Source organism: Actinomadura litoris (assembly GCF_009733595.1).
Lineage (GTDB): Bacteria > Actinomycetota > Actinomycetes > Streptosporangiales > Streptosporangiaceae > Spirillospora > Spirillospora litoris.
In genome coordinates, this window is the sequence record NZ_WOFH01000004.1 from 87,758 (window position 1) to 106,324 (window position 18,567).

General features: G+C 74.6%; 15 protein-coding genes and 1 riboswitch. Of the genes, 11 read left to right on the forward strand and 4 right to left on the reverse strand.

Annotated elements, in window-relative coordinates; all coding sequences use genetic code 11:
- Positions 1-65: 65 nt before the first annotated feature.
- Both GNZ18_RS41150 and GNZ18_RS11695 read right to left on the reverse strand, forming a co-directional pair.
- Positions 66-2,285 (reverse strand): ATP-binding cassette domain-containing protein, encoded by a 2,220-nt coding sequence (locus GNZ18_RS41150; RefSeq protein ID WP_216651250.1) that lies wholly within the window; start codon positions 2,283-2,285, stop codon positions 66-68.
- Between the two features lie 245 nt (positions 2,286-2,530).
- On the reverse strand, positions 2,531-3,871 hold the full coding sequence (locus GNZ18_RS11695) for an aminotransferase-like domain-containing protein (RefSeq protein WP_156216348.1): 1,341 nt from the start codon (positions 3,869-3,871) through the stop codon (positions 2,531-2,533).
- 91 nt (positions 3,872-3,962) lie between these two features.
- On the opposite strand from GNZ18_RS11695, the gene GNZ18_RS11700 reads away from it, so the two are divergent.
- The 8 genes from GNZ18_RS11700 to GNZ18_RS11735 all read left to right on the forward strand — a co-directional run bounded on the left by GNZ18_RS11700 (position 3,963) and on the right by GNZ18_RS11735 (position 10,227).
- Positions 3,963-4,607: a LysE family translocator gene (locus GNZ18_RS11700; protein WP_156216349.1), complete on the forward strand. Its 645-nt coding sequence runs from the start codon at positions 3,963-3,965 to the stop codon at positions 4,605-4,607.
- A 193-nt stretch (positions 4,608-4,800) separates the two neighbouring features.
- Positions 4,801-5,730, forward strand: a complete 930-nt coding sequence (locus GNZ18_RS11705) for a DUF881 domain-containing protein (RefSeq protein WP_156216350.1) — start codon at positions 4,801-4,803, stop codon at positions 5,728-5,730.
- A gap of 40 nt (positions 5,731-5,770) precedes the next feature.
- Complete coding sequence (locus tag GNZ18_RS11710; protein WP_214619531.1) at positions 5,771-6,103, forward strand: small basic family protein; 333 nt, start codon at positions 5,771-5,773, stop codon at positions 6,101-6,103.
- The gene (locus tag GNZ18_RS11715; protein ID WP_156216351.1) at positions 6,100-6,879 is read left to right on the forward strand and encodes a DUF881 domain-containing protein; all 780 of its coding nucleotides are present in this window, start codon (positions 6,100-6,102) and stop codon (positions 6,877-6,879) included. Before GNZ18_RS11710 ends, GNZ18_RS11715 begins: the two co-directional genes overlap by 4 nt.
- A gap of 313 nt (positions 6,880-7,192) precedes the next feature.
- Positions 7,193-7,726 carry an FHA domain-containing protein gene (locus GNZ18_RS11720; RefSeq protein WP_156216352.1) on the forward strand — a complete coding sequence of 178 codons (534 nt, stop codon included), beginning with the start codon at positions 7,193-7,195 and terminating at the stop codon, positions 7,724-7,726.
- A gap of 153 nt (positions 7,727-7,879) precedes the next feature.
- Positions 7,880-8,608 carry a transcriptional regulator FtsR gene (gene ftsR, locus GNZ18_RS11725; RefSeq protein ID WP_156216353.1) on the forward strand — a complete coding sequence of 243 codons (729 nt, stop codon included), beginning with the start codon at positions 7,880-7,882 and terminating at the stop codon, positions 8,606-8,608.
- Positions 8,609-8,749: 141 nt separating this feature from the next.
- Positions 8,750-9,220, forward strand: coding sequence for a bifunctional nuclease family protein (locus GNZ18_RS11730; protein ID WP_214619529.1), 471 nt, complete (start codon positions 8,750-8,752; stop codon positions 9,218-9,220).
- 404 nt (positions 9,221-9,624) lie between these two features.
- Positions 9,625-10,227, forward strand: coding sequence for a MerR family transcriptional regulator (locus GNZ18_RS11735; protein ID WP_214619527.1), 603 nt, complete (start codon positions 9,625-9,627; stop codon positions 10,225-10,227).
- 204 nt (positions 10,228-10,431) lie between these two features.
- Here the strand turns inward: GNZ18_RS11735 and GNZ18_RS11740 are convergent, their stop codons facing one another.
- Positions 10,432-12,843: a lysylphosphatidylglycerol synthase transmembrane domain-containing protein gene (locus GNZ18_RS11740; RefSeq protein ID WP_312874438.1), complete on the reverse strand. Its 2,412-nt coding sequence runs from the start codon at positions 12,841-12,843 to the stop codon at positions 10,432-10,434.
- A gap of 332 nt (positions 12,844-13,175) precedes the next feature.
- Positions 13,176-13,271, forward strand: a riboswitch (glycine riboswitch).
- Positions 13,272-13,446: 175 nt separating this feature from the next.
- Here GNZ18_RS11740 and gcvP point away from each other — a divergent pair.
- The 3 genes from gcvP to GNZ18_RS11755 all read left to right on the forward strand — a co-directional run bounded on the left by gcvP (position 13,447) and on the right by GNZ18_RS11755 (position 18,265).
- Positions 13,447-16,317, forward strand: a complete 2,871-nt coding sequence (gene gcvP / locus GNZ18_RS11745; protein WP_156216354.1) for an aminomethyl-transferring glycine dehydrogenase — start codon at positions 13,447-13,449, stop codon at positions 16,315-16,317.
- Positions 16,318-16,459: 142 nt separating this feature from the next.
- A complete protein-coding gene (locus GNZ18_RS11750) occupies positions 16,460-17,587 on the forward strand; it encodes a tetratricopeptide repeat protein (protein ID WP_156216355.1) in 1,128 nt (375 codons plus the stop codon).
- A 51-nt stretch (positions 17,588-17,638) separates the two neighbouring features.
- Complete coding sequence (locus GNZ18_RS11755) at positions 17,639-18,265, forward strand: alpha/beta hydrolase family protein (RefSeq protein ID WP_156216356.1); 627 nt, start codon at positions 17,639-17,641, stop codon at positions 18,263-18,265.
- A 96-nt stretch (positions 18,266-18,361) separates the two neighbouring features.
- Here the strand turns inward: GNZ18_RS11755 and GNZ18_RS11760 are convergent, their stop codons facing one another.
- Positions 18,362-18,565, reverse strand: a complete 204-nt coding sequence (locus tag GNZ18_RS11760; protein WP_067468352.1) for a DUF5999 family protein — start codon at positions 18,563-18,565, stop codon at positions 18,362-18,364.
- Positions 18,566-18,567: the final 2 nt, after the last annotated feature.

The following is an 18,567-nucleotide window of genomic DNA, read 5'->3' on the forward strand; positions in this document are numbered from 1 at the left end:
CCTAAAAGGACGCTCCAAAACGGAAGGGTGTTATGCAAGGGGGCAGAGTGACCTTTTTTGGTCGATCATTGAGCGTTTGGTGCCCTGCGCGAGAGGACGAGACAGGTGCCCGCGAGGAACAGCGCCGCGAATCCGGCCAGCAGCGCCCAGTCGACGAGGAGTGAACGCGAGAAGGTGCCGCCGTAGGAGGCGAGCAGGGGCGGGCCCAGCGGGGACCGTCCCGATCCCCAGAGCCGCTCCACCCCGAGACTGTGCCCGAGGCCCTCGAACGCCCACCGGTTCGACATGGCGTAGCTCAACCACCTCCCCGGCGCCGCCATCACCGGCACCGGCAGGATCGCCCCCACGAACAGCACCTGGGGGAAGCAGAGCATCGGCAGCGCCATCGTCGCCTGCGCGGGATCGGTGACCGCCGCCGACACGAGCAGCCCGAGCGCCAGCGCGGCGAGCGAGCAGAGCAGCAGCGTGACGAACAGCGCCCCGAACGTCCGCCAACCCATCGGCGGCAGCCGGTCGAGCGTGCGCAGTACGCCGAGCATCAGCGCGTCCACGACGGCCAGCAGGGGCAGCAGCACGGCCACCTTCGCCAGCACGTAGGGACCGACCCGCAGCCCGCCATCCCTCCTCCCGCCACGCCCGGCGGTCGCCCCCCGGTCCCCAGACGCGCTCCGCCCGGCCTCCGGCTCCCGTGTCGCGCTCCGCCCGGCCTCCGCGCCCTGCGTCATGCTCCGCCCGGGCTCGGGCTCCCGCGCCGAGGTCTGCCCGGCCTTCGGCCCCTGTGGCACGCTCCGCCCCGGCTCCGGGCCTGGCGTCACGCTCCGGCCGACCTCAGGGGCTTGTGTCATGCTTCGCCCGGCCTCCGGGTCCCGCGTCGTATCGCGTCCGGGCTCCGGGTCTTGGCTCATGCTCTGCCCGGCCTCCCGGGCCCACGGCGTATTGCGTCCGGCCTCCGGGCCTGGCGTCATGCTTCGCCCGGTGTCCGGTTCCCGCGCCATGGTTCGCCCGGCGGTTCGCCCGGCGTCTGGGCTCCGGCCGGCGTCCAGGGGCCGGTGAGCATCCGATCTCCGGGTGTCTTCTGCTCTTGGGGCGGGCTCAGCCTCGTGGTCGGCCTCCATGGCGCGATCGGCGGCCATCTCCCGGCCGGCTCCGAGGATGCGGGGCTCTCTGGGGCGCTGTTCGTTTGACGGCTCCTTTGCTGGGCGGGTGCCGTTGCCGGACGGGAGACGGGCCTCCTGGAATGTCGCCTCGCTCAGCGGTGTGGGCGCCGGCGGCCGTCCGGTGCGGGTGACCCGTCGGCGGCGGCCGGTGAAGCGTTCGCGTCTGAGGACGGGCAGTTCCGTGCATATCTGCAGGAGCCCGTAGGTCAGTCCGAAGAAGAAGCCGCCGAACGCGATCCAGAAAAGGATCATCACGCCCGCGCTCGGGCTGGGAGAGGCCGGTGAGAACGCCCCCGGCCGGAACAGGACCGCGAACATCGCCAGCACCATGAGCGGCGAACCGGCCAGGACTGCCAGGGTGAGCCGGTTGCGGGTCAGCAGGTCGAGGTTGCGCCGGGTGAGCAGCGCCCACTGGGCGAAGGCGCCGATCCCCGGGCCCGCGGCGCGGCCCGGGGCGTCGAACCGCCCGGCCCATTCGCGGGGGGCCTCCTCTCCGGCCAGGCGCAGGTAGATGTCCTCGATGCCGTCGGCCTGGAACCTCCGCTTGGCCTCGGCGGGCGAGCCGTAGAACGCGAGCCGCCCGTCCGGCGCGAGGACGGCCACGCGGTCGCACACCGCGACGTCCGGCGGGTGGTGGGTGGTGACGATGACGGTCGTCCCGGCGTCCGCGAGCCCGCGCAGCAGGCGCATCAGGTCGGCGGCGGTGGCGGGGTCGAGGCCCGAGGTCGGCTCGTCCAGGTAGAAGACGCCAGGACGGGTTAACAGCTCGACCGCGATGCTCGCCCGTTTGCGCTCCCCGCCGCTGAGCGCCCCGACCCGCTGCCCCGCGTGCTCGGTGAGTGCCAGAGCCTCCAGGACCTCGTTCACGGCCTTCTCGGCGGCCTGCGGGGACGTCCCCGAGGGCAGCCGCAGCCCCGCCGCGTATCGCAGGGTGCGCCGCAGCGGCATCTCCATATGGACGATGTCGTCCTGCGGGACATACCCGAGCGTGCCCCCGCCGCCGTTGTGGCGGATCTCGCCCTCCGAAGGCGGCCGCACGCCCGCGATGGCGTCCAGCAGCGTCGTCTTGCCCGCCCCGCTGCCGCCGATGATCGCGACGAGCTCGCCGCTCGCGATCGTCAGCGACACGTCCCGTAGCGTCCGCCGGCCCCCGCCGGTCCGCTGCCCGACCCCACAGACCTCGATCATCCCATCGCCCCCAGCCTGATCTCCCCGCTCTCCAAGAACGATGGACGACCCGTTCCCCGAAGTCCAGCCATCCGCCGACCTGTGGACAACTCGTGGCGCGGCCGCCCGCCCCGGAGGTTCAGGGGCCCGGGCACGATCACCCGGCGCCGGGCCGCCGGGGCCCTTTCCCGCAGGTCGGCGGGCGTTCAGTCGATCTCCGCGTCCTCGGGCGTGCCCGCCGCGATCTCGGCCAGCACCGTGAGCGCGCGGGCGAGGGTCTCCGGAGGCGGCGACGCGAGGCCGACGCGGACCGCGCGCGGGGCCCCGGCCGTCCCGACGACGAACGCGGCCGCCGGGGTCACGGCGATGCCGCGCCGCCCGGCGGCGGCCACGAAGGTGTCGGCGCGCCATGGTGAGGGGAGGTCCCACCAGCAGAAGTACGAGCACGGGTCGGTCCGGACGGCGGCGCCCGCGAGGCGCTCGGCCGCGATCCGCTGGCGGGACGCGGCGTCGGCGCGCTTGGCCTCGCCGACGTCCTCGACCGCCCCGGAGGCGATCCAGCCGGACGCCGCGTCCAGCGCGAACCGGGCGGGCGCCCAGGCGCCCGAGCGCAACGCGGAGGCGACGCGTCCGGTGAGCGCCTGGGGGACGACCGCGAAACCGAGCGTGAGCCCCGGCGCGAGCCGCTTGGAGAGGCTGTCGACGACCACCGTGCGCCGCGCCGCGAGCGAGGCCAGGGGCGCCGGGCCGTCCGCGGCGACGAACGACCACACGCGGTCCTCGATCGCGTGGAGGTCGAGGCGCGCGAGCGCGGCGGCGAGCGCGGCGCGCCGCTCCCACGGCATCGTCGTCCCGTAGGGGTTCTGCAAGGTCGGCTGGACGTAGACGGCCGCGAGCCGCGCGCGCTCGTGCACGTCGGCCAGCGCGTCGGGGCGCAGGCCGTGCTCGTCCATCGGGATCGGGACGAGCGTCACGCCCAGCCTGGACGCGATGCCCTTGATCACCGGGTAGGTCAGCGCCTCGACCCCGAGCCGCCCGCCCGGCGGTACCAGCGCGGCGACCGCCCCCGCGAGCGCCTGGCGGCCGTTCCCCGCGAACAGGATCTCGGACGGCGCGGGTCTCCAGCCCTGCGTGGACAGCAGCCCCGCCACGGCCTCGCGCGCGTCCGCGGTGCCGCCCACGCCGACAAGGCCGAGCGCGGTGTCCAGGGCGTCCGGGCGTAGGAGGCGCTCCATGCCGGACGCGAGCAACGCGCCCTGCTCGGGCACCACGGGATAGTTGAGTTCGAGGTTTACGCGGGCGTTCGTCGGCTCGGCCAACGCGGGGGTGGACGCGCGCTCCGCCGAGCGGACGAACGTGCCGCGCCCCACCTCGCCGGTCACCAGGCCCCGGCGCGCGAGCTCCTGGTACACGCGGCTCGCCGTGGAGTTGGCGATGCCCCGGGCGCGCGCGAAGGAGCGCTGCGGCGGTAGCCGCTCGCCGGGGCGCAGCCGCCCCGCCCTGATGTCGGCGGCCACCGCGTCCGCCACCCGCCGAAAGTCATCCATGCATTCCCCAAATTGCACCGAGAGCAAAGTGATTATTGCACTGATTCCGCTCCGAGTCCTAGCATCGGGGCAACCCACTGGAGGAAGTGCAATGATCTCGCTCGCCGCCCTGGCCGGTATGGCCCTCGTCGCCCTCGGGATCGTCCTCAGCCCCGGCCCCAACATGGTCTACCTGGTGTCGCGGTCGGTGACGCAGGGCAGGCGCGCGGGCCTGATCTCGCTCGGCGGCGTCGCGGCGGGCTTCCTGGTCTACGTGGTCGCCGCCACCGCCGGGCTCACCACCGTCTTCGCGCTGGTCCCGCCCCTCTACACGGCGATCAAGCTGGGCGGCGCGGTCTACCTGCTCTGGCTCGCCTGGCAGGCGGTCCGGCCGGGAGGCGCGTCCGCGTTCGCGCCGAGGGAGCTCCCCGCCGACCCTCCGCGCCGCCTGTTCACGATGGGCCTCGTGACCAACCTGCTGAACCCGAAGATCGCCGTCGTCTACGTGTCGCTGCTGCCGCAGTTCGTCGACCCCGACCGGGGGCACGTCGCCCTGCAGAGCCTCATGCTCGGCGCCGTCCAGGTCCTGGTCGCCGTCACCGTGAACGTCCTCATCGTCCTCGGGGCCGGGAGCATCGCCGCGTTCCTCACCCGCAGCCCCGGGTGGCAGCGGGTCCAGCGCTACCTCATGGGCTCCGTCCTGGCCGGCCTCGCCCTGCGCATGGGCCTCGACCGCTCCCGCGCCGCCGTGGCCTGAGCACGCCCCTCCTCCTCCAAGCCCGTCCCGCATGCGGACCGCACCGGCGCGGCACGGCGGGGCGGCGGAGGGCCGCCTGTGCGGACGACGCGCCGGCTCTTGCCATGATGGGCTCGTGATCGCACGCCACGGCACCCCGGAACCTGCTGAACCGGGCGACCGTAAACCACCGTCCGGACGGCCGGATACGCCCGTGCCCGGTGTCCGGGACCCGCGCGGACCTCAGGGCGACGAGGCGACGGAGGGCTCGTCCAAGACGGGAGGCTGGGGGCGCCCGGACGCCTCCATGTCACTGCTCCTCGACCTGTTCTCCGGAAAACTGCTCGACCCCGGATACGCGGAGGCGGCGGCCCGGCGGGAGGCAAGCGGAGGCGGGGGCGCGGACGGCGCGCGGCGGAGCCGGTTCGGGGGCGGCGGCGTCCTGCTCGTCCTCGTGCTCGTGGGGGTGCTCCTGGCCGTGGCGGGGGCCGAGGTGCGCCGCAGCGAGCCCGTGGCGGCCGAGCAGCGCGCCAGGCTCATCGACGAGATCCATGCCCGCACCGGCGAGACCGACGGCCTGCAACGGCGCCTGGACCGGCTGCGGGACGAGACCGAGCGCCGCCGGGCCGCCGCCCTGGCGCGCAGCGACGCCGGCCGCCGGGCGCGCCGGGAGCTGGCCGAGGCGAGGACGGCCGCCGCGGCCGCGCCCGCGGCGGGATCCGGGCTGGTCATCACGCTGGACGACGCGCCGCACGACGAGGCGCCGTCCGGCGGCGGACCCGAGGCGGACGACGGCCGGGTCTATGATCAGGACATCCAGGTCGCGGTGAACGGCCTCTGGGCCGCCGGCGCCAGGGCGATCGGGATCAACGGCCAGCGGGTCACGCCGGTCACGGCCATCAGGACGGCGGGCGAGGCGATCCTCGTCGACTACCGCCCGCTCCGCGCCCCCTACGAGGTGACGGCCCTGGGCGATCCCGGGACCCTGCGGAAGGGCTTCGAGGGGGCGGCGGCCGACCGGCGGCTCCGGCAGCTCCAGGAGCGCTACCGGATCGGCTACGCGACGCGCCGCTCCGACGAGGTGCGCCTGCCCGCGGCGGCCGGGCTCCAGCTGCGCTACGCCACCCTCCGGGAGGGCCGATGAGGGCGGGCGGAACAGGGAACGGGGGAGAGGTGGGCCGGGAGTGATCGCGCTGATCGGGCTGGCGATCGGGGTGGCGCTCGGTTTCATCTTCGAGCCGACCGTCCCGCTCTGGCTCCAGCCCTACCTGCCCATCGCGATCGTGGCGGCGCTGGACGCCATGTTCGGCGGCGTCCGGGCCCGGCTGGAGGGGATCTTCGACGAGAAGGTGTTCGTCGTCTCCTTCGTCAGCAACACCGTCATCGCCGCGCTGATCGTCTTCCTCGGGGACCAGCTCGGCGTCGGCTCCCAGCTCTCCACCGGCGTCGTGGTCGTCCTCGGCATCCGCATCTTCTCCAACGCGGCGGCCATCCGGCGGAAGCTGTTCGGCGCATGACCGCACCAGGCGAGGACCCGGCGCCCGAGGCTTCCGGCGGCCAGAGCCCGGCGGACGAAGGCTCACGCAGGTCATCGGCCCCGCCCTCGGAGGCTCCCAAGGGCGTCGGCGGGGTACTGGATCTGCTGCGCCCCCGCGTTTCCTGGGGGCAGCTCGCCGGCGGGCTTCTGTGCCTGCTACTGGGGTTCGCCGTGGTGGCCCAGGTGCAGGCGAACAAGCGCGACACCACGTTCGCCACCGCGCGGCAGGACGAGCTGGTCGGCATCCTGTCCGACCTGGGCCAGCGCTCCGAGCGGCTGAGGGGAGACCTTCGCGACCTGGAGGAGACCAAGGCCGGTCTCGAACGTGACGCCCAGGGCGGGACGGCGCTGGAGGAGGCGCGCAGGCGGGCGACCACCTACGGCCTCCTGGCGGGCACCCTCCCGGCCGAGGGGCCGGGCGTGGAGGTCGCGATCGACGACCGCAGGCACGGCGTGCGGGCGCTCCACCTGCTGGACGCGCTGCAGGAGCTGCGCGACGCGGGCGCCGAGGTCATCCAGGTCAACGAGGTCCGCGCCGGGGTCGACACCTACTTCCTGGACGAGCAGGACGGCGTCCAGGCCGACGGGCGGCTGCTGCAGGCCCCGTACCGGTTCCTCGCCATCGGCGACCCGCACACCATGGCCACCGCGCTCAACATCCCCGGCGGCGTGGTGAAGACGCTCCAGGGCGCCGGAGCCGTCGTGTCGATCACCCCGCGCGCGAGGATCGCCGTTCGCGCGATACGGTCTCCGTGAGGGGAGACGGGGGGAGCGGTAAACCGGGGGCTCGGCCCAGGCGTCGTGATCGGCGGCCGTCCGCGCGGCGGCGTAGACCGGCGATCATCGGCGAAGGTAGCTTTGGGGCAGCCGGGCTCACCGCTCCAGTTGACCCCTCGGGTGATACCCGCGTAAGTTGCGGCGACTGCCGCGTGCGGGCGGTGAGTTGGACCGTGGTCGGGGGACGGGTCCCCGGCGTGGGTTGGTTGATGGATGCGCGTGGCGCAGGCGGTACCCGCGGCAGCGGGGCGTCCGTGTGCGGCACGCCGATGGTAGGAGGCCGAGCCGATCGATGCCGAGCGTCTACTGCACGCAGTGCGGTCACGCCAACCCGGATGATGCCCGCTTCTGCTCGAACTGCGGCACTCCGCTGACCCGGAGCGCGCCGTCGCCGCTGCCTCCCCGGGAGTCGCCGGGCGAGTCGACCTCGACGATCTCCATCGGCGGGTTCGAGGCCCTCGACACCGACCAGGGCGAGGAGCCGGTCGGTCCCGAGCAGATGACCGTGGAGGCGCTGCCCCCCGGGACGGCGCTGCTCGTGGTCAAGCGGGGCCCGAACGCCGGCAGCCGCTTCCTGCTCGACAAGGACCAGACGTCGGCAGGCCGCCACCCCGAGAGCGACATCTTCCTGGACGACGTCACCGTGTCCCGGCGGCATGCCGAGTTCGCCCGCCAGGGCGGCGTGTTCTCCGTCCGCGACGTGGGCAGCCTCAACGGCACCTACGTCAACCGCCAGCGGATCGACCAGGCCGGCCTGTCGGGCGGCGACGAGGTGCAGATCGGCAAGTTCCGCCTGGTCTTCCTGACGAACCCGCAGCACGGCTGACCGGGACCCGGAGCGGAGCGCCAGCGGAGTGGACGTCGCCGGTCAGCACACCCGCCACGGGTCGTCCCGCCGAGGGGCCCGGCCGGTGCCGGGCGCCCGCGGGGCCGCCGGCGCCCCGGTGACGGGCCTCCGGCGGCGAGGGGAGGGGCGGCCATGAATCCGCGCCCGGCCCGGTCCCTGATGACGATCGGGGACGTCCTCGGCCTGCTCAGGCCCGACTTCCCCGACATCACGATCTCCAAGATCAGGTTCCTGGAGTCCGAGGGGCTGATCGAGCCGCAGCGCAGCCCGTCCGGCTACCGGAAGTTCGCCGACGGCGACGTCGAGCGGCTCCGGTTCGTGCTCACCGCGCAGCGCGACCACTACCTGCCGCTGCGGGTGATCAGGCAGCACCTGGAGGCCCGCGACCGCGGCGAGGCCGTACCGCCGCTCGGCGCCCGCCGCGCCGCCCCCGAGAACGGGCGGCGCCGCCCCCGCAACCTCGTGGCGGCCGACACGACGGCGGAGGAGCCCGCCGTCCGGCTGACCCGCCGCCAGCTCCTGGACGGCGCCGGCATCGGCGAGGACCTGCTCGCGAGCCTGGAGGAGTACGGCCTCGTCCGCCGGATCGGCGCCCACTACCACGGCGAGGACCTCGCGATCGCGCGCACGGCCGCCGCGCTCGGCGAGTTCGGCTTCGAGGTCCGGCACCTGCGCGCGGTCAAGGCCGCCGCCGACCGGCAGGTCGGGCTGATCGAGCAGATGGTCGCCCCCCAGCTCCGCCGCCGCAGCCCCGGCGCCCACGAGCAGGCCGCCGAGACCGCGCGCGAGATCGCCGCGCTGTCGGTGCGGCTGCACGCCGCGCTCGTCGCGAACGGACTCCGTGAGAGCCTCGATCCCTGATCACGGGGGTGCGGAGGATTTTGCCTCCCCGGCGGCGCGACGGACGGTCCGACACGGGGTGTACTTTGGCTACAGGGTTCGGTCAGGAATCGGTCCGGTGTACGTGGCGATCGAGACAGCGAGAACCATCAGGGAGCCGCAGTGAAGCAGATGGAGGTCGTCGGCGTCCGGGTCGAGATGCCCTCCAATCAGCCGATCGTCCTGTTGAAGGAGACGGAGGGCGAGCGTTACCTGCCCATCTGGATCGGGGCGGTCGAGGCGACCGCGATCGCCTTCGCCCAGCAGGGGGTGCTGCCCGCCCGCCCGCTCACGCACGACCTGTTCCGGGACGTCCTGGACGCCCTCAGCGTGCAGCTCCGCGCCGTGAACATCACCGCCCTGCGCGAGGGGATCTTCTTCGCCGACCTCGTCTTCTCCAACGGCGTGGAGGTGAGCGCCCGGCCCTCGGACTCGATCGCCCTGGCGCTGCGCACCGGCGCCACGATCTTCGCCAGCGAGGACGTGCTGGAGGAGGCCGGCGTCGCCATCCCCGACGAGCAGGAGGACGAGGTCGAGAAGTTCCGCGAGTTCCTCGACACGATCTCGCCCGAGGACTTCGGCCGCGCGGGCTGACCCTGCCCGCCGACCCGGCCCGCCGACCCGGCCTGCATGCCCTCCACCTCCCCGCTCGGCCCCTGAAGGCACCCCCCGAACGATCACCCTGGGTGATCGGGTGTAATGTAGGGGTTCCGTGGGATATGTCACTCTGGGGTGCAAGGTCATGCCCCGCCGCGATTGGTCTTGCATTGCCCTGGACCTGGCCGTTTCCGATGGGCGACGATCGGGGTAGGAGTGCGGTGACGGCGAAGGTGCGCAGTTTGCCCACGTGAAGCCGGTTCATCCGGGCATGCGACGCGCCGACGGTGAACGTTGACCACGCCCTGACCGGCACCTACCGTGCTGGTGGAACACCCGTGGTGTAATTCGTCAAACCCCCTTGACGAAGCGCCACGGGCTGATAGAAGCCGGAGGTCCGCGTGGCGGTGAGCAGCGGCGAGGGCAAGGCGACCCCCGACAGGCACATGGCGTCCCGGCGTGCCGGAGAGCAGGGCCTGCTCTTCGAGACCCAGGTGACGGCGCCGCCGGAGGATGTCGGCTACCGCGGCCCGACCGCGTGCGCCGCGGCGGGGATCACCTACCGGCAGCTCGACTACTGGGCGCGCACACGGCTCGTGGACCCGAGCGTCCGCGCCGCCCACGGATCGGGCAGCCAGCGGCTCTACAGCTTCCGCGACATCCTCGTGCTGAAGGTCGTCAAGCGCCTCCTGGACACGGGCGTCTCGCTCCAGCAGATACGCACGGCGGTCACCCACCTGCGCGACCGGGGCGTCCAGGACCTCGCCCAGATCACCCTGATGAGCGACGGCGTCAGCGTCTACGAGTGCACCTCCGCCGACGAGGTCGTCGACCTGCTCCAGGGCGGCCAGGGCGTCTTCGGGATCGCCCTCGGCCGCGTCTGGCAGGAGGTCGAGGGAAGCCTCGCCGAACTCCCCGGCGAACGCGCCGCCACCGACGACGACCCCTCCGAGCACCCCCACGACGAACTGGCCAACCGCCGCCGGGCCCGCCGCACCGGCTGACCCGGTCCGCGCCCACCCCCGCGCCCCCGGCCTCCCGCCCCGCACACCACCCGGCTCCGGCCCCGCGACGACGCACAGCGCCGCACCGGCCTCCGAGCCCCGCAGGGCCCCAGCTTCCGGTTCCGCGCCGCCTGGTCCACCTCGCCGCCTCGCGAGTCCGCACCCTCGGCGTTGCGGACGTCCCGTGCGCGCGCTCGCCGGCTTCTAGATCGCCTGTTTGCGTTGCAGGTAGGCGAACGCCGCCCAGCCCGGCAGGACCGGCAGCCACAGCGTCAGCAGCCGGTACAGCAGCACCGCCGAGGTCGCGGTCTCCGCCGCCAGCCCGGAGATCGTCAGCGCCAGGGTCAGGGCGCCCTCGACCGCGCCCAGGCCGCCTGGGGTCGGCGCCGCCGAGCCCAGCGCGTTCGCGGTCAGGAACACCACCACCACCGACGTCCAGTGCAGCGAGCCGCCGAACGCCCGGATCGAGGCGTCCAGGCACAGCACGAACGCCACCGTGAGCAGCAGCGTCCCGCCCATGCCCGTGGCGAGCTTGCGGGGCGACTGCAGGACGTCCACCAGGCGCGGCACCACGCCCGAGAACATGCTCCGCATCCGCGAGGACACCACCCGGCGCACCTTCGGGACGGTCAGCGTCAGCCCCGCCACCAGCGCCAGCACGAACACGGCGATGACGATCGTGCGGGAGGGCGCCAGGTCCTGCGTCGCCTTGTTCGTGGAGCCGGTGAGGAACCCGAACAGGATCAGCAGCAGGATGTGCGTGACCATCCCGACCAGCTGGGACGCGCCGACGCTCGCCACCGCCGGCCCCGGCCGCACCCCCGAGCGCTGGAGGTAGCGGGTGTTGATCGCGACGCCGCCGACCGCGGCGGGCGCCACCAGTTTCACGAACGAGGCCGCGACCTGCACGAGCACGGTCCGGCCCAGAGGGAGCCGTTCCGGGACGAACCCCATCAGCATGAACGCCGCGGCGAGGTAGGTGAGCGTGGCCGCACCGAGCGCCACCGCCACCCACCACCAGGTCGCCGTCGACACCAGATGCGCGATGTCCAGGCTGGCGACCTGCGGGATCACGATGTAGGCGGCGAACGACAGCGCCACGATGCTGAAGATCGTGCGGGGCTGGAAGCGCTCCAGCCGGACGGGCGCCGCCTCCGTCTCCGGCTTCAGCCGGACGATCTGCTCCCTGATCCGGGTCAGCAGGCCCCGGTCCTGGCGCAGCGCCGCCCGGGTCGCCCGCGACAGCGCCACCCGCTGGAGCAGCGGGACGGCCGCCGCCAGGGCCTCCTCGCCGAGCACCGCCGCCGCCGTCGCGACGGCGCGCTCCGGGCCCGCCCGCAGCGCCAGCGTCGTCAGCAGCTGCGCGAGGTCCAGGCGCAGCGCCAGGTCGCCGACCGCGACCTCCCCGGACCGCAGGTCGGTGACGTAGGCGCGGCCGTCGTCGCCGACCAGGACGGCGTGGCCCTCCAGCCGCCGGTGCGCGAGCCGCCCCGCCTGCATCCGCCGGAACTGACGCCACACGTCGGTCAGCAGCCCGTCGGTGACCTCCTCGTCGGGGACGTCGCCGAGCCGCCGCCCCGGCACGTGCTCGTAGGCGAGCAGCGCCGCCTCCGTGCCGACCTCCGAGGTGCCCGCCAGCCGCGGCGTCCGCGCGCCCGCCGCGTCCACGGCGTAGGCCATCAGGGACTCCTGCTCCAGCGACCGGCGCAGCGAACGCAGCGCCCGGCCGGTCGTCGCGCCGCGCAGCCGCAGCAGCCGCCACACGCGGTACAGGACCCCGGCGGTCTGCTGGTCCCGGTCCAGCACCCGCACCTCAAGGTTCCACTCGCCGCGCCGCGCGGGGACGCGCGCGGCGTCCTCGTCCTCGTCGGGCGCCAGCGCGACCCCGTACCGGCGGGGCTCCTCGGTGTCGCCGTCCGCCGGGTCGAGGTAGGCGGCGCGCTCGGGACGGAACCCGAGCCGCTCCAGCGCCGCGACCACCGCCGTCCCGGGCGGGCGCGGGTTCGGCGTCCCGACCGCGTAGAGGGTGCCGTGCCCGATCGCCCGCCCCAGCAGGTACGTCGCCGCCAGCGCCGCCACCGAGGCGTAGGAGGCGGTGAGCCCGGTCAGCGCCGCCAGCCCGATCATCGTCCACGTCGCGGCCTGCCAGCGGGCCCGGCCCGCCATCCCCACCGCGCTCACGAACGCGATCACCGGCGCGATGTCGGTGTGCACCGGCGCGGTCTCGGTGCCGCCCCAGATCAGCGAGTCCAGCACGCCGCCGGGCGCCGAGGGCACCACCAGGTCGTCCAGCCCGATCGTGAGCAGGAAGGCGATCACCGCCGCCAGCAGCGCGATCGCGACGCGCTTGCCGTCCTTGCGGACCACCCGCTCGACCGCGAACGCCACCGGGACGGCCAGCACCCCGAAGCTGGAGGCCAGCGTCGCCAGCGACAGCAGCAGCCGGGGCGCGTGCGCGGTGCCCTCGGCGATGTCGGTCTGCAGCCCGTGCGTCGTCTGCTGCGCGAAGGACACCAGCAGCATCACGGCCGCGAGCAGCACGCACGAGGCCGCGAACCGGATCGCGTCGGCCGGGCGCCGGATCCGGTCGGGACGCGGCGGATCGTCCACGGGCACGGCCGTGCCGCGCCTCGGGGCCTCCGTGTCCGGCCCCGGGGGCGCCTCCCCGGCGCGGGCCGGGGGCACATCGGCCGGCCGCGCCGCCTCGTGCCGCCGTGTCACACCGTGCCGCCGCACTGGCCATCCGTCATCGTGATCAGCGTCCCAGAACCGGCGGCGCCCCGTCGACCGGACGCCGCCCCTACCGCCCGTCCGCGCGGGCCGTTCTCATCGTACTGGGGGGTATGCCCGCCGCCGCCCAGGTCACCGGGGTCTCCGGACGGAAGTCCCGAGGCCCGCCCAAGCCTGGCTCGACGATCGCCGGGTAGGGTTTGCCCCAGACATGCCGTCGACCCTGGGCGGGAGAGCCCTCGCGCAAGCCGGTGCGGGGCGCCGAAGGGGCAACCTCCCCGGAACCTCTCAGGCAAAAGGACCGCCTGGGCGAGGCACCTCTGGAAAGCAGGCGTCGATCTCCCCTCCGGGGGAAGGGCGGCTCACCGAAGGGGAAATCCCGCCGCGCGCGGGGGAAGCTCTCAGGTGCCGATGACAGAGGGGGAGACCGGCCGCCGGCCCGTGCCGGCGGTGGCCCTGAGCGACCGCAGCAGCCAGGAGGCTCTCCCCATGACAGCCCAGTACTTCGCCCCGGTGGCCTCGCCGCAGCATCCCCGGACCGCCTTCGCGGACCGGCACATCGGCCCGTCCGAGGACGAGCAGGCCCGGATGCTCGCCGTGATCGGCTACTCCGGCGCCGAGGCGCTCGTCGACGACGCGGTCCCGGCCGCGATCCGCACCACCCGCCCCCTGGACCTCCCGCCCGCGCTGAGCGAGACCGCGGCGCTGGCCCGGCTGCGGGAGCTGGCCTCCCGCAACACCGTCCTCACCTCCATGATCGGGCTCGGCTACCACGGGACGACCACCCCGGGCGTGATCCTGCGCAACGTCATGGAGAACCCGGGCTGGTACACCGCCTACACCCCGTACCAGCCGGAGATCTCCCAGGGCCGCCTGGAGGCCCTGCTCAACTTCCAGACGGTCGTCAGCGACCTGACCGGGCTGCCGGTCGCCAACGCCTCCATGCTGGACGAGGGCACCGCCGCCGCCGAGGCCATGGCGCTCGCGCACCGCGTGTCGCGCCGCAAGGAGCCCGGAACGTTCCTGGTGGACGCCGACGTCCTCCCGCAGACGATCGAGATCGTCCGCACCCGCGCGGTCCCGCTCGGCATCGAGGTGGTGACCGCCGACCTGTCCGGCGGGCTCCCCGAGGGCGACTTCTTCGGCGTGCTGCTCCAGTACCCGGGCGCGTCCGGCGCCGTCCGCGACCTGGAGCCGGTCGCCGCGCAGGCCCGCGAGCGCAATGCCAAGGTCGTGGTCGCCGCCGACCTGCTGGCGCTGACGCTGCTGCGCCCGCCCGGCGAGTCCGGCGCCGACATCGCGGTGGGCTCCGCGCAGCGGTTCGGCGTCCCCTACGGGTTCGGCGGGCCGCACGCGGGCTACATGGCCGTCGCCGAGGGCATCCAGCGGCAGCTCCCCGGACGGCTCGTCGGCGTGTCCGTCGACGCCGCCGGCGCCCCCGCCTACCGCCTCGCGCTCCAGACCCGCGAGCAGCACATCCGCCGCGAGAAGGCCACCAGCAACATCTGTACCGCGCAGGTGCTCCTCGCCGTCATGGCGGGCATGTACGCGGTCTACCACGGGCCCGACGGCCTCGCCGCGATCGCCCAGCGCGCCCACCGGCGCGCCGCCGAGATCGCCGCCGGGCTGCGCGGCGGCGGCGTCGAGGTCGTGCACGGCGCGTTCTTCGACACCGTCCTCGCCCGCGTCCCCGGACGCGCCGCCGAGGTCGTCGCCGCCGCCCGCGAGCGCGGCGTCAACCTGCGCCCCTCCGGCGCCGACCACGTCGCGGTCGCCTGCGACGAGACGACGCTGCCCGAGCACGTCGCCGCCGTCCTGGAGGCGTTCGGCGTCCCGGCGGCCCCGGTGGACGGCGACGCGATCCCGGACGGGCTGCGCCGCGAGAGCCCCTACCTGACCCACCCGGTCTTCCACGCGCACCACTCCGAGACCGCCATGCTGCGGTACCTGCGCCGCCTCCAGGACAAGGACATCGCGCTCGACCGCTCGATGATCCCGCTCGGCTCCTGCACGATGAAGCTGAACGCCACCACCGAGATGGAGCCGGTCACCTGGCCGGAGTTCGCGAACATCCACCCGTTCGCGCCCGTCGAGCAGGCGCGGGGCTACCTGGAGCTGATCGGCGAACTGGAGGGCTTCCTCGCCGAGATCACCGGCTACGCGAAGGTGTCGCTCCAGCCGAACGCCGGGTCGCAGGGCGAGCTGGCCGGGCTCCTCGCCATCCGCGGCTACCACGTCGCGCGCGGCGAGGGGCACCGCGACGTCTGCCTCATCCCGTCCTCGGCGCACGGCACCAACGCCGCGAGCGCCGTCATGGCCGGGATGCGCGTCGTCGTCGTGAAGTGCGACGAGGGCGGCAACGTCGACCTGGACGACCTGCGCGCCAAGATCGCCCAGCACGGCGACCGGCTGTCGGCGATCATGGTGACCTACCCGTCCACGCACGGCGTGTTCGAGGAGACGATCACCGACGTCTGCGCGGCCGTGCACGAGGCCGGCGGGCAGGTCTACGTCGACGGCGCCAACCTCAACGCGCTCGTCGGCCTCGCCCGCCCCGGCGAGTTCGGGTCGGACGTCTCGCACCTCAACCTGCACAAGACGTTCTGCATCCCGCACGGCGGCGGCGGCCCCGGCGTCGGGCCGATCGGCGTCCGCGAGCACCTCGCGCCGTTCCTGCCCAACCACCCGCTCCGCGCGGAGGCGGGCCCGGACTCGGGCGTCGGGCCGATCTCGGCGGCGCCGTGGGGCTCGGCGGGCATCCTGCCGATCTCCTGGGCCTACATCGCGATGATGGGGCCGGACGGCCTGCGCGCCGCCACCGAGGGCGCCATCATCGGCGCGAACTACGTCGCCGCGCGCCTCGCCCCGCACTACCCGATCCTCTACACCGGCCGCAACGGCCTGGTCGCGCACGAGTGCATCGCCGACCTCCGCAAGATCACCAAGGAGACGGGGATCACCGCCGAGGACGTCGCCAAGCGGCTCATCGACTACGGCCTGCACGCCCCGACGCTGTCCTTCCCCGTCGCGGGCACCCTGATGATCGAGCCGACCGAGTCCGAGGACCTGGCCGAGCTCGACCGGTTCTGCGACGCCATGATCGAGATCCGCCGCGAGATCCAGCGGGTCGCCGAGGGCGGCTACGACCGCGAGGACAACCCCCTCAAGAACGCCCCCCACACGGCGGACCACCTGGTCTCCGACGACTGGAAGCACTCCTACGCCCGCGAGGAGGCCGCCTACCCGCTCCCCGCCCTGCGGGAGGCGAAGTACTGGCCGCCCGTCCGCCGCATCGACCAGGCGTACGGCGACCGCAACCTCGTCTGCTCCTGCCCGCCGCCGGAGGCGTTCGAGGACTGATCCCGCCGGGGGCCCGGGGCCGTCCCCGGGCCTCCGGAACCGGTCGCCGGTTCGGCTCGCGGGGGAGTGTCGGCGCGGGACGCGGGCGTGGCGGGATCGCTAGGCTTGGGCGGTCCCCGAACCCCCAGAGGGCAGAAGAGCGATGACCGAGCCCGCGGACCCGGCGTCCGCAACCGACGATCCGGCCAGGCTGTGCGAGGAGGCCCGGACGCTCGCCGAAAGCGGCGCCGCGGACCGGGCCGCCCTGCTGTTCGAGCGGGTGCTCGCGCTGGGCGACACCCCCTACCGGGCGCGGGCGGCGCTCGGGCTCGCCGTCGTCCTGGACGACGCGGGCGAGGTGGCCCGCGCGCGCGACGCCGACCGGGCCGCCATCGCTACCGGCGACCCCGAGTACGGGCCGCGCGCCGCCTACCACCTGGCCCTCACCCACGAGCGCGCCGGGGAACCCGGCGGAGCGGCGCCGGCGTGGCGGGCCGTCGTCGACTTCGGCAACCCCGCCTACCTGCCCCCGGCGCATCTCGCGCTCGCCAGGATCGCCGACGACGAGGGCGACTTCGAGACCGCGCGCGGGCACTGGGAGGCGGTCGTCGCGACCGGCGACCCCGAGTACGCGCCGCCCGCCGCGCACGACCTCGCGCAGCGCCTGCTGGAGCGTGCCGAGCCCGCGGCGGCGCAGCGGGTCCTGACCGCCGGGCTCAGGCTGATCGACCGCGCCGGCGCCCCCTACGCCTACGCGCGGCTCGCGACGCTGCTCGGCATCGCCTACCTCGACCAGGCCATCGCCGCCTTCCACGCCTCCCTCGGCGACCCGTCCGAGCCCGCAGACCCCGAGGTCGGCCCGCTGGCGACCGAGCTGCTCGCGCGCACGCTGCCGCTGCGGGGACGCGGCGCCGAGGCGGGCGAGGTGTGGCGGCGCGGCCTGTCCGACCCGGGCGTCGCCGGGCAGGTGCGGGCCCGGCTCCGCCGCGACTTCGGCGGCGACGACGAGGTCGCCGACCCCGCCGACCTGTGGTGGGAGCCGGTCGTCGAGCAGTCGGTGACCGACGGGACGCTGCCCGCGCTCGCCGGTGAGGCGTTCGGCGCCCTCGACCACATGTACGCGCTGCTCGCCGTCCGCTACGCCGACGACCCGCGGGAGCGGCGCCCCGGCGAGACCCACGAGGTGCTGGGCCGGGCCGTCGACGTCCCCAGCGACTACCCCTGGGGCCCGCTGCTCCACGAGAGCTTCGCCGAACGCCTCCGCCTCGCCATGGGCACCCCCGAGGGCTAGACGTCCACCCCGCCCGAAAGGCCGCGGCGGGTGGGGGTTACGGTGGCCCCAATGGACATCGTGACCCCGCACGGCCCGGCCGAGGCGCGGCTGGACGGGCCGGACCGCCCGGCGTTCCTGCTCGCGCTGACCCACGGGTCGAACGGGGGAGTGGACGCGGCCGACCTGCTCGCCGTCCGGGAGGTGGCGCTCGGGCTCGGCGGCGCGGTCGCGGGCGTCACGCAGCCGTTCCGGCTCGCGGGGCGGCGGGCTCCCGGCCCGCCCGCCAAGCAGGACGAGGCGTGGCTGGAGGTCGTCCGGCGGCTGCGGGAGCGGTTCGGGAACGTGCCCTACGTGCAGGGCGGACGCAGCAACGGCGCCAGGGTGGCGTGCCGGACGGCCCGGGAGGCCGGCGCGGCGGGCGTGCTCGCGCTGGCGTTCCCGCTGCACCCGCCGGGCAAGCCCGAGAAGACGCGGGTGGAGGAGCTACGGGCCGCCGGGGTGGAGGTGCTGGTCGTCAACGGCGACCGCGACCCGTTCGGCGTCCCGGAGGCGGCGGACGCCGCCCACGTCACGGTGCTGCCGGGGGAGCGGCACGATCTGAACCGGTCCCCGGCGGCCGTCGGCGAGGCGGTGGAGCCATGGCTTCGCCGCTGCGCGGCGCGTCCCGCGGCGATGGCGCGGACGGCCGGGAGATAGACCCTCTGGGCCCGGTGCGGGCCCAGAGGCCAAGGGCAGGTGGGCGTTGCCCCCGCGGATGATCACCCGTTCGAACTAGTCCCCCGTGGAGACTGGTCAGGCGGCGGACGGAGCCTGCAGGTCCGTCGGCCGGTGCGGTGCGATGATTCCCCCGTCGGGCAGCAGCTCACCGGTGTCCTCGAAGAGCACGACGCCGTTGCACAGCAGGCTCCACCCCTGCTCGGGATGGGCGGCCAGGGTCCGCGCGGCGTCGCGGTCGGGCGCTTCGTGGGAGGGACAGGGCGGCTGGTGCGGGCACATCG

Bases quoted from the DNA above. Each gene is read 5' to 3' on its own strand.
- GNZ18_RS11695 (WP_156216348.1), bottom strand. From the start codon at position 3,871: ATGGATGACTTTCGGCGGGTGGCGGACGCGGTGGCCGCCGACATCAGG.
- GNZ18_RS11700 (WP_156216349.1), top strand. From the start codon at position 3,963: ATGATCTCGCTCGCCGCCCTGGCCGGTATGGCCCTCGTCGCCCTCGGG.
- GNZ18_RS11715 (WP_156216351.1), top strand. From the start codon at position 6,100: ATGACCGCACCAGGCGAGGACCCGGCGCCCGAGGCTTCCGGCGGCCAG.
- GNZ18_RS11720 (WP_156216352.1), top strand. From the start codon at position 7,193: ATGCCGAGCGTCTACTGCACGCAGTGCGGTCACGCCAACCCGGATGAT.
- ftsR (WP_156216353.1), top strand. From the start codon at position 7,880: ATGAATCCGCGCCCGGCCCGGTCCCTGATGACGATCGGGGACGTCCTC.
- gcvP (WP_156216354.1), top strand. From the start codon at position 13,447: ATGACAGCCCAGTACTTCGCCCCGGTGGCCTCGCCGCAGCATCCCCGG.
- GNZ18_RS11750 (WP_156216355.1), top strand. From the start codon at position 16,460: ATGACCGAGCCCGCGGACCCGGCGTCCGCAACCGACGATCCGGCCAGG.
- GNZ18_RS11755 (WP_156216356.1), top strand. From the start codon at position 17,639: ATGGACATCGTGACCCCGCACGGCCCGGCCGAGGCGCGGCTGGACGGG.
- GNZ18_RS11760 (WP_067468352.1), bottom strand. From the start codon at position 18,565: ATGTGCCCGCACCAGCCGCCCTGTCCCTCCCACGAAGCGCCCGACCGC.